General features: G+C 29.5%; 16 protein-coding genes and 1 pseudogene. 12 read left to right on the top strand and 5 right to left on the bottom strand.

The features are described 5' to 3' along the window. Window positions 1–974: hypothetical protein (locus tag HMPREF2930_RS08730; RefSeq protein WP_070597382.1), on the top strand; the 974-nt coding region annotated here is incomplete at its 5' end. Window positions 975–1,016: 42 nt separating this feature from the next. Here HMPREF2930_RS08730 and HMPREF2930_RS08725 read toward each other — a convergent pair. Both HMPREF2930_RS08725 and blaZ read right to left on the bottom strand, forming a co-directional pair. Next, window positions 1,017–1,427, bottom strand: a complete 411-nt coding sequence (locus tag HMPREF2930_RS08725) for a YolD-like family protein (protein WP_000612779.1) — start codon at window positions 1,425–1,427, stop codon at window positions 1,017–1,019. A gap of 313 nt (window positions 1,428–1,740) precedes the next feature. Further along, window positions 1,741–2,586, bottom strand: a complete 846-nt coding sequence (gene blaZ / locus HMPREF2930_RS08720; RefSeq protein ID WP_000733622.1) for a penicillin-hydrolyzing class A beta-lactamase BlaZ — start codon at window positions 2,584–2,586, stop codon at window positions 1,741–1,743. A 106-nt stretch (window positions 2,587–2,692) separates the two neighbouring features. On the opposite strand from blaZ, the gene blaR1 reads away from it, so the two are divergent. Both blaR1 and blaI read left to right on the top strand, forming a co-directional pair. After that, the gene (blaR1, locus tag HMPREF2930_RS08715) at window positions 2,693–4,450 is read left to right on the top strand and encodes a beta-lactam sensor/signal transducer BlaR1 (RefSeq protein ID WP_001096367.1); all 1,758 of its coding nucleotides are present in this window, start codon (window positions 2,693–2,695) and stop codon (window positions 4,448–4,450) included. Beyond that, on the top strand, window positions 4,440–4,820 hold the full coding sequence (blaI, locus tag HMPREF2930_RS08710; protein WP_001284658.1) for a penicillinase repressor BlaI: 381 nt from the start codon (window positions 4,440–4,442) through the stop codon (window positions 4,818–4,820). Before blaR1 ends, blaI begins: the two co-directional genes overlap by 11 nt. An 87-nt stretch (window positions 4,821–4,907) precedes the next feature. Here the strand turns inward: blaI and HMPREF2930_RS11445 are convergent. Beyond that, window positions 4,908–5,015: pseudogene (locus tag HMPREF2930_RS11445) on the bottom strand (hypothetical protein); the annotation flags it as partial. A 331-nt stretch (window positions 5,016–5,346) separates the two neighbouring features. Between HMPREF2930_RS11445 and HMPREF2930_RS08705 the strand changes: the two are divergent. The 3 genes from HMPREF2930_RS08705 to HMPREF2930_RS08695 all read left to right on the top strand — a co-directional run bounded on the left by HMPREF2930_RS08705 (window position 5,347) and on the right by HMPREF2930_RS08695 (window position 8,258). Further along, window positions 5,347–5,871 (top strand): immunodominant staphylococcal antigen IsaB family protein, encoded by a 525-nt coding sequence (locus HMPREF2930_RS08705; protein ID WP_017175480.1) that lies wholly within the window; start codon window positions 5,347–5,349, stop codon window positions 5,869–5,871. 253 nt (window positions 5,872–6,124) lie between these two features. Beyond that, entirely contained in the window at window positions 6,125–7,360 is a 1,236-nt protein-coding gene (gene arcA, locus HMPREF2930_RS08700) for an arginine deiminase (RefSeq protein ID WP_017175479.1), read from the top strand. A 136-nt stretch (window positions 7,361–7,496) separates the two neighbouring features. Next, window positions 7,497–8,258: an alpha/beta hydrolase gene (locus HMPREF2930_RS08695; RefSeq protein ID WP_017175478.1), complete on the top strand. Its 762-nt coding sequence runs from the start codon at window positions 7,497–7,499 to the stop codon at window positions 8,256–8,258. Between the two features lie 43 nt (window positions 8,259–8,301). Here HMPREF2930_RS08695 and HMPREF2930_RS08690 read toward each other — a convergent pair whose 3' ends face one another. Continuing rightward, complete coding sequence (locus HMPREF2930_RS08690; protein WP_017175477.1) at window positions 8,302–8,487, bottom strand: magnetosome magnetite crystal formation protein family; 186 nt, start codon at window positions 8,485–8,487, stop codon at window positions 8,302–8,304. A gap of 251 nt (window positions 8,488–8,738) precedes the next feature. Here HMPREF2930_RS08690 and HMPREF2930_RS08685 point away from each other — a divergent pair, with 251 nt between their 5' ends. After that, window positions 8,739–9,821: a CapA family protein gene (locus HMPREF2930_RS08685; RefSeq protein ID WP_017175476.1), complete on the top strand. Its 1,083-nt coding sequence runs from the start codon at window positions 8,739–8,741 to the stop codon at window positions 9,819–9,821. 78 nt (window positions 9,822–9,899) lie between these two features. On the opposite strand, the gene HMPREF2930_RS08680 is transcribed toward HMPREF2930_RS08685, so the two are convergent. Continuing rightward, complete coding sequence (locus tag HMPREF2930_RS08680; RefSeq protein WP_017175475.1) at window positions 9,900–11,540, bottom strand: alpha-keto acid decarboxylase family protein; 1,641 nt, start codon at window positions 11,538–11,540, stop codon at window positions 9,900–9,902. Between the two features lie 147 nt (window positions 11,541–11,687). Between HMPREF2930_RS08680 and HMPREF2930_RS08675 the strand changes: the two genes are divergently transcribed. From HMPREF2930_RS08675 to HMPREF2930_RS11305, 5 genes are all read left to right on the top strand, one after another. Beyond that, window positions 11,688–12,143 (top strand): MarR family winged helix-turn-helix transcriptional regulator, encoded by a 456-nt coding sequence (locus tag HMPREF2930_RS08675; protein ID WP_017175474.1) that lies wholly within the window; start codon window positions 11,688–11,690, stop codon window positions 12,141–12,143. Window positions 12,144–12,304: 161 nt separating this feature from the next. Further along, window positions 12,305–13,768: a poly-gamma-glutamate hydrolase family protein gene (locus tag HMPREF2930_RS08670; protein WP_070597380.1), complete on the top strand. Its 1,464-nt coding sequence runs from the start codon at window positions 12,305–12,307 to the stop codon at window positions 13,766–13,768. Between the two features lie 341 nt (window positions 13,769–14,109). After that, entirely contained in the window at window positions 14,110–14,268 is a 159-nt protein-coding gene (locus HMPREF2930_RS11795; RefSeq protein WP_017175472.1) for a hypothetical protein, read from the top strand. 47 nt (window positions 14,269–14,315) lie between these two features. Next, the gene (locus tag HMPREF2930_RS11665) at window positions 14,316–14,543 is read left to right on the top strand and encodes a hypothetical protein (RefSeq protein WP_237614730.1); all 228 of its coding nucleotides are present in this window, start codon (window positions 14,316–14,318) and stop codon (window positions 14,541–14,543) included. A gap of 159 nt (window positions 14,544–14,702) precedes the next feature. Then, on the top strand, window positions 14,703–14,804 hold the full coding sequence (locus tag HMPREF2930_RS11305; protein WP_017175470.1) for an SE2200 family small protein: 102 nt from the start codon (window positions 14,703–14,705) through the stop codon (window positions 14,802–14,804). Window positions 14,805–15,072: the final 268 nt, after the last annotated feature.

Raw genomic sequence — 15,072 nt, 5'->3', positions numbered from 1 at the left:
TTTTTTTAACCTTAACTATATTTAACAATGGTACATTTGTTATAGAAATCATTGAAGACTTAGAGAGTATAAACTTTGGAAGCGACTTGTATAGTACTTTCTCATGTGTAAAAGATAAGATATATCCTCTAATTAATCAAGAAAAAAATAATAGACAAAGACAGTATCAATTGTATGGTAATAGACATTGTAAAAATATTAGAGATGTTTCTAGACAAATTAATAGAATTATAAAAATTAATAGTAAGGATATTTTTGAATATAAAGTATCTAAAAATATGGGTTTTGAAGTTTATTATTTAGCTAATGAAAATGAATTTACTGATGATCCTTTCTATGAGGACGTGAAGATTCAAGAGTGGTTAGTAAATGCGCCTATTTTTTCATTTGAAGGAAAAAGTAAACATTTTAGGCAAGATGGTTATAGCGATAATTATATAAACTTCTTGAATAAAGCATCTGTTTTTGTAGTTTGGATGGATGAGCAAGAAGAAGATGTTTTAGAAAAATGTTCTCAAATGGCACTTTATTTCAATAGTTCTGCTAATTTCTTTTTCTTAGAAACTATGTTAAATGAATTACAATTGTATGGGTATCAACAATATAATTTAAATGGAAAAAAAGAAGCCCTATATTTTAGACAATGGATACTAAATTTCAAGAGATCTATTGCAATTATTTATAGAACAGAGCTTTTACCTAGTTTATATTTATATTTGTATCTAAAGAATAATAATGATTTTAAATCTCCACAATATATTGAAGAATTAAACAAAGAAGAATTATCACTAATTGAATTGGAGCAGTCATATAAGGAAGAAGAAAGAAGCGAAAAATTAAATAAACTTTTGTTAATAATAAGTCTTTTATCAATTTTCCAAGTAGTAGAAATTTTTTTCAGTGATAAAAATAATATATTTAATATCAGTATGATACTTATAATGATTTTGCTAGAAGTATTTCGAAAAAGGTAATTATAAGAACACTATTTAAACTTTTTAAAAGTTTAAATAGTGTTAAGTGATACTACAAACGTTAGCATTATTTAAATTATATATATTATTGTTAGTATCAGAAAAGGAAAATGTATTACTAATTTCATCCTTTTTTAAAATTTTTCCTGTATATTTTGAAATGTTACCGTCTTCCCAATATGAGATTGTACATAACTCATCATTTTGAATTTTTATTTGAAAAATCTGATCTAAATTATCTAATGAATCATGTGTTAGCAATGGTTTTTCTATTTTATTTTGATCCTTTATAATTTGTTCTAAAATTTCAAACTGTTGCGGGAGAGTCGCAAAAGCTTGCCATTTGATTTTTCCACGCCCTTGAGGGATTTTAGGGTTTAAATATTTTCTTGGTATTTTTCTATAATCAGTTTCATATTTATATTCATCTGGCGCATTAGGATTTGGAATCATGTTTACCACCTCATCATCATTGTAGAACGTATGTTCTTTTTTGGCAAGGATTATATAATTTTTTAATGTGATTAATTAATTAATTTAAAATAAGTTATTTTCTATATGGAAAAGTTGAGTAAGATTATCGAGCATTTATAATTATAGTAACTGGAATTATGATGTTTGGTATGTTAATAGTATTTTCTCTTTTAAAAAATGTGAACATAAAAAAATAGAACATATATAATTATAAATAATATATATGTTCTTCGATATTATGAAGTTTTATGAAAGATAGAATTATATCAGTTTTTGTAGTACATTTAGACTATTAAAATTTGTTTATTACATTCTTGGCGGTTTCACTTATCAATTTATCATTAGGTTTATCACTTTTATTGTCTTTATTCGTAAAAATGACTAAAATAATAGGTTCAGATTGGTTCTTAGGATAAACAAAAGCTACATCATTTCTAGAAGCATATGTTATTGCTTGACCACTTTTATCAGCAACCTTATAGTCTTTTGGAACACCATCTTTAATTAAAGTGTCTCCGTTTTTATTATTTAACATTAAATCAAGTAAGAAATTTTTATTTTTTTTGCTTAATTTTCCATTTGCGATAAGTTTATTTAAAGTCTTGCCGAAAGCAGCAGGCGTTGAAGTATCTTTTTTGCTCTTTGGTGAATAGTAATTTAATTCTATTTCATATCTAACTGGATTTGTTACTTTATCTCCCAATTTTTTTAAACGTTTTTTAATTTTTTTGATTCCACCGATTTCGTTTATAATTTTATTGTTTGCTGTATTATCACTATACTTCATTGAAGCCTCAATAAGTTCTTTTAAAGTGATATCTTTTCCTACATATTTTTCTAAAATAGGAGAATAAGCAACTATATCATCTTTGTTAATATGTACTTTTTTATTTAACTTATTATAAGGTACTTGTTCTAACAAAATAGCACTATTTATCGCTTTTGAAGTTGAAGCATAGGCAAATCTCTTATCGGCATTAAATTTTACTTCCTTACCACTTTTAGTATCTAATGCATAGACACCAATATTAGCATTATATTTCTTTTCTAAATTATTTAACTCTTTAGCATGTGAACTGGTTGAATTACATGCACTTAAAACTAAAGCAATTGCAATTAAAAGTATTAACTTTTTCAAAATATACCCTCCAATATTACAGTTGTAATTTCTATAAATCAATAATATTACAATTGTAATATTCGCGTCAATAGTTTATTATAAATATTTGAAAGAAGGTGTTGAAATGGCTAAGTTATTAATAATGAGCATAGTAAGCTTTTGTTTTATATTTCTATTGTTATTATTTTTTAGGTACATATTAAAACGCTATTTTAATTATATGTTAAATTATAAAGTTTGGTATCTAACTCTTCTTGCAGGATTAATTCCTTTCATCCCTATTAAATTCTCTTTTTTTAAATTTAATAATTTGAATAATCAAGAGCCCACAGTTGAAAGTAATTCACACAATTTGAATCCTAACATAAATACCACTAAACCTGTTCATGAGTTTACAACAGACATCCATAAGTTTAATTGGGATTCAATAGATAATATCTGCACAGTTATTTGGATAGTTTTAGTTATTATTTTAAGTTTTAAATTTTTAAATTCTTTATTATATCTTAAGTATTTAAAGAAACAGTCACTTTATCTAAATGAAAAAGAAAAAGATAAAATAAACAAGATACTTTTCAATCATCAATATAAAAGAAATATTGTGATTCGAAAAGCAGAATCTATTCATTCTCCAATAACTTTTTGGTATGGAAAATATATTATTTTGATTCCCAGTTTATATTTTAAAAGTATAAATGACAAAAAACTAAAATATATAATATTGCACGAGTATGCTCATGCTAAAAACAGAGATACTTTGCATTTAATTATCTTTCATATTTTTTCTATTGCTATGAGTTATAATCCACTAATACAAATTGTAAAAAGAAAGATGATTCATGACAATGAAGTAGAAGCCGATAGATTTGTCCTTAATAATATTAACAAAAATGAATTTAAGTCTTATGCGGAAGCTATTATGGATTCCGTATTAAAAACCTCATTTTTCAACAAAAATATATTAAGCCATTCATTTAATGGTAAAAAATCATTACTCAAAAGAAGATTAATTAATATAAAAGAAGGCAATCTGAAGAAGCAGTCAAAATTAATTCTAATTTTTATTTGTATTTTTACTTTTTTTATCATGATAATTCAAAGCCAGTTTTTAATGGGGCAATCCTTAACTGATTATAATTATAAAAAGCCCTTACAAAGCGATTACCAAATTTTAGATGAAAGTAAAAATTTTGGTTCAAATAGTGGATCTTTCGTTATGTACAGCATGAAGAAAGACAAATACTATATTTATAATGAAAAAGAAAGTAGAAAAAGATATTCTCCTGATTCAACTTACAAAATTTATTTAGCACTGTTTGGACTTGACCGTCATATTATAAGTGATAAAAATTCACGTATGTCATGGAATCATAATCATTATCCTTTCGATTCTTGGAATAAGGATCAAGATTTAAATACGGCAATACAAAACTCAGTTAATTGGTACTTCGAACGTATTAGTAATCAATTATCAAAGAACTATACTTCTGATCAACTCAAGCAATTAAATTATGGTAATAAAAATTTGGGAAGTTATAAAGCCTATTGGTTGGAAGATAGTTTGAAAATATCTAATCTTGAACAAGTAATAGTTTTAAAAAATATGATGGAACAAAATAACCATTTTAGTAAAAATGAAAAGAAACAATTATCTTCTTCGTTATTGATTAGAAAAAATGAAAATTATGAATTGTATGGGAAAACAGGTACAGGTATAGTAAACGGGAAATATAATAATGGGTGGTTTGTAGGTTACGTAATTACAAATCATGATAAGTATTATTTTTCTACACATTTATCAGATGAAAAAGCCTCTGGTGAAAATGCTAAATTCATAAATGAAAAAATATTAAAAGAAATGGGTGTTTTAAATGGCCAATAAGCAAGTTGAAATATCTATGGCTGAATGGGATGTTATGAATATAATATGGAATAAAAAATCAGTATCAGCTAATGAAATTGTAGTTGAGATTCAAAAAAATAAAGAAGTTAGCGATAAGACGATTAGAACATTAATTACAAGACTATATAAAAAAGAGATTATAAAACGCTATAAATATAATAATATTTATTTTTACTCATCAATTATTAAAGAAGATGATATTAAAATGAAAACTGCTAAAACCTTTCTTAATAAATTGTATGGAGGGGATATGAAAAGTTTAGTGCTTAATTTTGCGAAAAATGAAGAATTAAATAACAAAGAAATTGAAGAATTGCGAGACATTTTAAATGATATTAGTAAAAAATAAATAGATATAGGGTTCAAACATAATACATATATAAATTATGTTTGAACCCTATTAAATTAGATTTTTTATGAGATTAGTACATATAATAAACGGTGCCCACTTAATCATGCCACGTCCTTGTGGTATATTAGCGTCTAAATATTCTCTAGGAATGTTACGATAATCTGTTTCATGTTTGTATTGATCAGGAATCATTAAAACCACCTCGCTCATATTATAGAACATATGTTCGTATTATTGAAGTGATTTCTTATAATATAAATAAATTTTATATTTAAAAATTAAAATAATGAGTTTATATATCATAAGACCACAAGTTTAACAAAGGGGAAGTAAACTCGTGGTCTAATGTTATGACGTAGTATAACTTTTTATGAAGGAGTAAATAGGACTATTACTCCTAATTATAGTATACCACAATTTTATAAAAAAATATTTAAATAGATAACCAATTGCTATAATGATTGTATAGATATGAGTAAAGAAGTATGATATGAGTAGTTTAAAGAGAAAGAGGAAAACGCATATGAAAAAGATAACAAAAGTATGTATAGCTACAACAATAGCGTTTAGTACACTATTAGGTGCTAGCGTCACAGGCGCACTTGTTCAACAGCCGACTGTACACGCAGCAACGTCATCATATTACAACTATGATGGTTATGCGGGTCAAAATGCTTCATTCGTATTAGATAAACATTTTAAAAATGCGATTAAAGCTGAAAATGTTAAATTTAATGGCATTAAAATTAAATCGACAACATCTAATAAATCGGTATTGAAATATGATCAATACTTCAGAAATGTATCTAAAGATGGTAAAACTGCCTCGTTATTAGATATGGAAGTCAAAGGTCAACTTTCATTAACACAACTTAAAAAAGTATATAGTAAAGAGCTACAAAAAATTGATAATGGTAACAACAACGCAACAGGTATTTATTACTATCAACCTAAACAAAATGGTATGACAGTTTGGTTTGATGTTAATAAAGGTAAAGTAGATCGAGTCGTATTAGGCTATAGTACAGTACAACAAGCAATGAATTAAATGGGTGATTGAAGTGAACGTATTCGCTTCAATCATTTTTTATACACATAAGCGAATAAATATTAAATGATTATATAAAGGTATGTCAAGTTGAAATTTTAAAATCCTCTTTTAATCACTAATTAAAAGATTTTATTATTGGAAATTAACATTTAATGCTACGATAGAATTATATACATGAAATGTATATTTTGAACCGCTACTCCATGATAATGACATATCAATATACCATTTACTTGAAGGAGGAATACAAATGACAAAGGGGCCAATTCAAGTTAATAATGAAATCGGTACATTAAAAACAGTGCTATTAAAACGACCAGGTAAAGAGTTAGAAAATTTAGTACCTGATCATTTAAGTGGATTGTTGTTTGACGACATTCCATATTTAAAAGTGGCACAAGAAGAGCATGATCAATTTGCAGAAACACTTAGAAGTGAAGGGGTAGAAGTCGTTTATCTAGAACAACTTGCTGCTGAAGCAATTGAAAATGAAGATGTAAGACAGCAATTGATTGATGATATTTTATCAGAATCTCAAAAAACAATTTTAGGACATGAGAAAGAAATTAAAGATTATTTTTCAAAGCTATCTAATCAAGCACTGATTGAAAAAGTAATGGCAGGTATAAGAAAAGAAGAAATTCAACTTGAAACAACGCATCTCGTTGAATATTTAGATGATCGTTATCCATTTTATTTAGATCCAATGCCTAATCTATATTTTACACGTGATCCACAAGCAAGTATTGGTAGAGGTATGTCGATAAATCGTATGTATTGGCGCGCAAGACGTCGTGAATCTATTTTTATGACGTATATTCTAAAATATCATCCACGTTTTAAAGATGCAGATATACCGGTGTGGCTTGATCGTACGTCACCGTTTAACATCGAAGGCGGAGACGAGCTTGTGCTTTCTAAAGAAGTATTAGCTATCGGTATTTCAGAACGTACATCAGCTGAAGCCATTGAGCGACTAGCAAGAAATATATTTAAAGACGACTATACTACATTTAAAAAAGTACTTGCGATTGAAATACCTAATAGTCGTACATTTATGCATCTAGATACTGTATTTACAATGATTGATTATGACAAATTTACAGTGCATGCAGCTATTTTTAAAGAAGAGAATCACATGAATATCTTTACAATTGAGCAAGATGAAATGAAAGATGATATTAAAATTACACACTCTAGACAGCTACGAGAAACGTTAGCTAATGCATTAGGTGTAGATAACGTAGAATTTATACCTACTGGTAATGGAGATGTCATAGAGGGTGCTAGAGAACAGTGGAACGATGGGTCTAATACATTATGTATTCGTCCAGGCGTTGTGGTGACATACGATAGAAACTATGTCTCTAATCAATTATTACGTGATAAAGGTATTAAAGTGATTGAAATTAAAGGTAGTGAATTAGTACGTGGTCGTGGAGGTCCAAGATGTATGAGTCAACCTTTATTTAGAGAAGATATATAATGTTTTCACGTGAAACAAGTTATAATCAAAAACGTTAGTCATTTGGCTAGCGTCTTTTTATATTAAAAAACATTCCATTAGTCTACAAAAAGTGTAAAATAGATATCATACTTATAAATTGGAAGGACGAAACAATATGGCATTTATGACTATTAATTATAAATCACCTACGATTGGGATGAATCAATCGTTTACAGCCATCGTTCCAGAAGACGATAGCTTTTTTAAACAACATGAACCTGTAAAACCATTAAAAATGTTATTACTGCTCCATGGTCTATCAAGTGATGCGACATCGTATATGCGACTAACGAGTATTGAACGTTATGCAGAAGCACATCAGTTAGCAGTGATTATGCCGAATGCAGATCACAGTGGCTATGCGAATATGGCTTTTGGTCATAGCTACTATGACTATATATTAGAAATTTACAATTATGCACATCAAGTGTTACCAGTATCTAAAAAAAGAGAAGATAATTTTATTGCAGGTCATTCAATGGGTGGTTACGGAACAATAAAATTCGCTTTAACTCAAAGCCATTTATTTTCTAAAGCAGCGCCATTGTCAGCGGTATGTGATGTACAATCATTACTCCATATTGAGTGGAATGACTTTGATCCCAAAGCCATTGCCGGTGAAGCTTTAAAAGTTAAAGGTACAGAGTTAGATACCTATCACTTAGTGGATGAAGCGGTTGATAAAGACGCAACACTTCCAGAACTCTTTATTCAATGTGGCACAGAAGATTTCTTATATGATGATAATCAACGATTTATGAAATATTTAGATGAAAAAGGTATCAATTATAAATATGAAGAAGGACCTGGGGAACATGATTATGCTTTTTGGGACAAAGCAATTGAACGTACAATTGATTGGTTAGTGGAGAAATAAAAATATCCCTTTGTGATGATACGTCACAAAGGGATATTTCGTTTTATTTAATGATTTCAATCGTAAATGGAACAACAAAATCTTCGCCCTTATTCATTGCAAGAATAGCTAAAATGGTATAGATAAAACCAGCAATACCTACAACGAATAAAGTTAAGTAACCAATTAACACCACAGTTAAAACTAAACTCGCAAATTTTCGAATGTCATCGATTAACCCATCAAACATATTGATACATCTGGTAATAATAGATAACCAAAAATAAGAAATAGATACTTTTTCTATTTCTTATTTTTTTAATTCATAAACTAATTTGAGTTATTATTTTGAGTATTTTAAAATAATGACAAGTATTAATTATTTTAGGTTTTTCGTGAATATAAAAACTCTACTCTAAATCAATAAGGAGCGTAAGTTTAGTGTACAGATATTACATCACTTCAGTCGTTATTTTTCTAGTATTTTCACTGATATGTGGTATGGCGCTTGTTGAGGACAATAGTACAAAAGTTTCCGTTGTGGCAGTAGGAGATAATTTAATTCATCCTGTTGTCTATCATGATGCACAACATTCTGATGGTACATTTAATTTTAAGCCAATGTATTCTAACATAAAGAAAGACATAGCTAGTCCTGATTTAGCTTTTGTCAATCAGGAGTCTCCACTTGGTGGGGATGATATTCCATATTCTGGATTTAAACGATTCAATACACCTAGTCAGGTAGCAAGTGACATTGTTGCAACAGGGTTCGATGTGATTAATGGTGCAAATAATCACTCCTTAGATCAAGGAGATCAAGGGATCACAAATCATATACAGACTTGGGAAAAATTTGATCATAACGTATTGTTTACAGGGATATACAATTCGAAAAAAGAGGCGAATCGTGTACATACCATTTCTAAAAATGGCGTGAAAATCAGTGTATTAAGTTATACATATGGAACAAATGATATGGTCTCAAACTATCCATATACAGTAAAAACGTTTGATGAAGCTACTATTAAACATGATATACGAAAAGCAAAACAACAAAGCGACGTCGTCATGGTGTCGGCACATTGGGGAAATGAAAATCACCATACACCAAATAAAACACAGAAGAAGTACGCTCAATTATTTGCAAATGAGGGTGTAGATGTCGTCATTGGCACGCATCCACATGTGATTCAACCAGTAAAGTGGGTTAAAGCAAAAGATCATCACCATAAAACCTTGGTAGCTTATTCTTTAGGTAATTTTTTAAATGGACAATATGGTGGAGATGAAAATAATCAATTGTTAGGAAGGATAAACTTCGATGTAGTAAAAGAACCTAAAGGTGTACATTTAGAAAATGTTAAATGGACAAGCATGGTCAATCATTACGAACAAGCACGTCCTACCAATAAACAAACACGACAACATTTTAAAATTTATAACCTTGATGATTACACATCACAATTAGCAGAGAAACATGGACTACAGTATGATTCAGACAGTGAATGGAATATCAAACATTTACAGGATATTACAAAAGATGTGATCGATAATAAATTTTTAAATGAAAAAAGTTTATAAAAAAGAGCGACTAAATATGTATTAATGACATATATAGTCGCTCTTAATTGATTTATTTAAATGTTCTCCCAATATCCATTATTTGTTTTGATTAGCGAATGATTTAGAGATATCACGTAGTGTTTGAGGCGCGTCATCCCATTTCATTGTGACTTCAGTGAAGTGCATGTGATTTGGTTGGGTATTAATATCATCAAACGTTTCTTTTAAATCTTTGGAAGATTTAACGTCATGTACTTGTACAGTATCTCCACCAAATACTTTTGGTAATGCTTTGTAATCCCACATGTTGATATCGTTATATGGCTCTTCCATACCATGAATGAGACGTTCAACAGTATAACCATCATTATTAATTAAGAAAATCACAGGTTTAATATCTTGGCGAATCATTGTTGATAATTCTTGAACAGTCAATTGGAATGACCCATCACCAATTAATAAGATATTACGACGGTGTGGGTTAGCTAATTGGGAACCTAATGTAGCTGGTAATGTGTAACCAATTGAACCCCATAAAGGTTGACCGATAAATGACATGTTTTTAGGTAAAGCTAAACTGTAAGCCCCAAAGAAGGATGATCCCTGTTCTGCGATTAATACATCATTGCCACCAATAAAGTCTTGCATCATTTTAAAGTAAATATCTTGAGTTAACGTATCATCAGTTAATTCATAGTCACCTGATTTTGGTTGTTGATAAGAGGGGAATGAATGTTTATTTGTATAATCTATCGTACTTAACGCTTCTAAGAATTCAGGCAATGCAATTTCTGTATCACTCGTATCGTTTAATTTGAATAGGCGATGGTTAATCATGACCACTTCGTTAATATCAAATTGATATGAAAAGCCTGCAGTGGCTGAATCAGTTAATTTGGCACCAATATTTAAAATAGCATCGCTATGATTGACATAGTCTTTAATGTCATCTTTAGCAATTTCCCCATCATAAATACCCATATAGTGTGGGTTTTCTTCATTAAATGCCCCTTTACCTAACGATAATTGAACAACTGGAATATTCGTTTTATTGACAAATTCTTCTAATTCATCATGTAGATGAAAACTATTGATTTCATGACCTGCAATAATTAATGGTTGTTTAGCTGAACGTAACTTATCAGCCACCATATCTACATAGTGAGATACATCTTGTTGAGGTGTTTTTTCAACTTTGAATGGTTGTTCAACTTCAATATCTGACACTGCTACATCGATTGGTAAGTGAATGTGTACAGGTCGACGTTCTTGAATTGCAGCATTGATTACTCTAGGAATTTCAGTTGTTGCATTTTCAGTTGTAATATAGGCTTGTGCAGTAGTAATAGGTTCAAACATGTGTCGATAACTATCAAAGTGTCCTTCACCTAAAGAGTGATGCACATATTTGCCTGCCTTTTCAACAGCTCTGGTTGGTGCGCCTGTGATAGCAATGACCGGAACACGTTCTGCATAAGCGCCTGCAATACCATTAACAGCACTTAATTCGCCAACGCCAAATGTTGTTACGAGTACGCCTAGTCCATTCATTCGTGCATAACCATCAGCTGTATAAGCACCATTTAGTTCATTCGTTGTTCCAACCCATTCAACGCCTTCATGACTGACGATGTCATCTAAAAATGCTAGGTTAAAATCTCCTGGAACGCCAAATATTTTATTGACTCCTGCTTCATGTACTGCGTCCATTAAATATTGTCCTACGCGTCGTTTCATATTCAATTCCACCTTTGTATTGCTTTTGTTTACATATATAGAATAAGACTGGTTGTAAATAAAGTCAACCTTATTGACCTTTTAATGAAAGTAATTAGAAAATTTACTATAATAATTAATAATGATTTTGAAAAGGAACGAGTGAATATGGATCGAAATAAAAATGATTATGAGCACATGCTATTTTATTTCGCTTATAAAACGTTTGTGACGACTGCAGATGAAATTATCGAAAAATATGGTATGAGTCGACAACATCATCGCTTTTTATTTTTTATCAATAAATTGCCTGGTATTACGATTAAGCAGTTACTAAACACGTTAGAAATATCAAAGCAAGGGTCTCACGCAACATTGAAAAAGTTAAAAGAAGAGGCATTAATTATCGAACAACAATCTGAAGAAGATCGCAGAGTAAAACAATTATTTCCAACACCTAAAGGAAGTAAACTAGTAGAGAAATTAAATAAAGCACAAGATGAATTAATGCAACAAACGTTCCAAAAAGTTGGAAAAGATTGGTATGCGATTATGGAAGAATTATCGAATTATCGTGAAGGTTTTCAAGATATTAAACATTTAAAAGATGAAAAAGAATCTTAAAAAAGAAGCTGAACTGATGTACATCGACAGTTCAGCTTCTTTTGTTGTAGTACATATTAATTTAATTTTAAAAATAAATAGAACAACAAAATATATTATTGATTATTTTGAAAATCTTAGTATTATTAAACTATATATTTAATAATATTAAGGGGAAAACAATGAAAAATAAAAAAACTACATATTTATCTTATTCAACTAAAACGTTCTTGGGATTAGCAATGACGGCTGCAGGGATAGGCGCCTTTGGATTTGCACAAAATAATGCTTATGCAGCTGAAACACATCAAGTATTGAATTCTAGTACACAGAAAAAGAACATCACGAAAACAACGCACTCACAAGTTTCAACGACTAAAACTTCATTGTCTAACACAAAACCAACTATTACATCAACACAAGTACCTAACACAAAACATACTACAAGTACTAAATCAGCAGCAGTGAAATCAGCTACATCAACAAAGCCGACAACAATGAGAGTAACGTCAAAGTCTACTGCACCAACTAAAACCACAAAGCCGACAACAAAGAAAGTAACATCAAAGTCTACTGCACCAACTAAAACCACAAAGCCGACAACAAAGAAAGTAACATCAAAGTCTACTGTACCAACTAAAACAACAAAATCAACAGCAAAGAAAGTAACGTCAAAGTCTACTGCACCAACTAAAACCACAAAGCCGACAACAAAGAAAGTAACATCAAAGTCTACTGCACCAACTAAAACCACAAAGCCGACAACAAAGAAAGTAACATCAAAGTCTACTACACCAACTAAAACCACAAAGCCAACGACAAAGAGCGTAACGTCAAAGTCTACTACACTAACTAAAACACCAGTAACTTCTAAGAATAAGACCTTAAATAAGACTCAATCAACTATTGTTAAAAAAATAGATGCACCTAAAACATCAGTAACTAAAACACCATCTTCAACAACAACAAAACGACAATTAACACAAACATCAAAAGCACCTGTAATGGTAACACCACCAGTCTATAAATTAGGATCTGTGAAGTCAACAGACTATTATCGCTCGATGACAGATTTACTGAAGGATACGCAAGAAGGAAAAGATTGGACAAAAGAAAACACGAATAGACACAGTAATGTCCTTATTTTTGCGCCTCATGGAGGTAATATTGAGAAGGGAACGACAGAATTAACAAAGGCCATTGCGAATAAAGGAAATTATGATTACTATGTATTTAATGGAACTAGAAATAAAAATAATTCACAATTACATGTAACATCTACTAATTATAATGATCCAGATTTAATTAATCGTAACTATAACAAAGATATATCTATTTCTGTTCATGGCGCAGGACAATCTCAAGGGAAAAATACAGTGCTTATTGGGGGTAGAGATGAAAAATTAATTCAACTTATCTCAAAAGAGCTAAGTACGTTTAAATTTAATGTACAACGTAGTTTGGGACACTTAGCTGGAATAGACACAAATAATGTGGTGAATTATAATAAAAAAGGGCAAGGCGTGCAACTAGAATTAACACCAGATCTTCGAAAATCATTTTTCAGTAATGGTGATGATTCGTCAAAAGCACGTAAAAATGAAAAAATTGGACATCAACAATGGATCGTTTTGCGACAGCCATAAATAATACAATTCGAAAGTACACGATTTAATATAGAAGAGGTTATAGTAAAGTAGAATGTTAAGATATCACGTATTAGCATTCTATTTTCCTAACCTTAATTTATTTATAGAAAGAAAGTAGTGTAGAATGTAACACCACGTTATATTGTAAGGCCATATTTTTATATCGTCATTGATTTAATTGAATAGGCAGTATTTACATAGTTACTTAATAAGTGTTTCCTTTGCAATAAATTGTATAATCTTTATATTTATAACTTTAGAACATTTTATTTTTAATGTATGACCGAGTACCAGTTTTAAAGTTTCTATATGGAATAGGAATATTTGTAGGACGTTTTTTGAGAGTTCATACGGTTGGTTTATTTACATACCCATTAACGATTACGTATCACGTGTTTGATGCCATCGATTTAAAAAGTGTTATTTTTATTATGCTTGTGGTATTATTACAAACCATTGTGATATTATTTGTGAAAGGAGTACGATTAATAAAATGATTCACATACTCCTCCTCTTAGTCATTGTCATTATATTGCAAGTGCTGATGAGACATTTTCTTAATAAAATAGAGTTAGAGTCAAAGTATAAAAACATCATTACTTATATTCCATTTGGTTTAGGATTATTTTTTACTCAAAATGTATATTATGAACGTCAGTATCCACATTGGGAAATACCACTTAAAGAAAAGTTGAATTTAAAATATATTTATCTTCTTACTTTCTTAGAGTTTGTTGCGATATATATTTGTTTATTTGTGATGAAAAACTAAATATTATTGTCAATACATTCTCTAAAATGACATAAATATAATGCAATTCGTTCGATTGACTTTAAAAATAATACCAAATGAGTGTATAATATATTTAGTCTAGACTTGTTTTTCATGAAACAAATCTAATGTACGCTAAATTTAAAAGGAGTGACAATAATGAAAAAACTTTTAGTTACAACTATTATTGGTTTTGTAGGCTATATTGCTTTCAAAAAATATCAAAACAAAGTAAACGAAATGCCAAATATCGAATATTAATCATATTAACCGAGATATTTCTAATATTGAAATATCTTGGTTTTTTGTCTTAATATGTTGATGTACGAAAGAATTAATTATAATTAAATTGAATCATTTATAGTTAAAAATATTATTAAGTAAAAAAACATAATTGAAAAAGATATCAAAAGAGACCTTGATATACTAGTATTAGGCTCTATTCCAATAAAGATAGCCTAAATGAGATAAAATAAAAAATTAAATAATGATGTAATAAAAGAGTCCGGGACATAAAGTATCTAGATAA

The sequence above is a fragment of the Staphylococcus sp. HMSC068C09 genome (assembly GCF_001813735.1).
In the GTDB taxonomy this organism is placed as follows: domain Bacteria; phylum Bacillota; class Bacilli; order Staphylococcales; family Staphylococcaceae; genus Staphylococcus; species Staphylococcus hominis.
The sequence above is the reverse complement of the archived record's forward strand: the minus strand, read 5'-3'. Positions and strand labels throughout refer to the sequence as shown.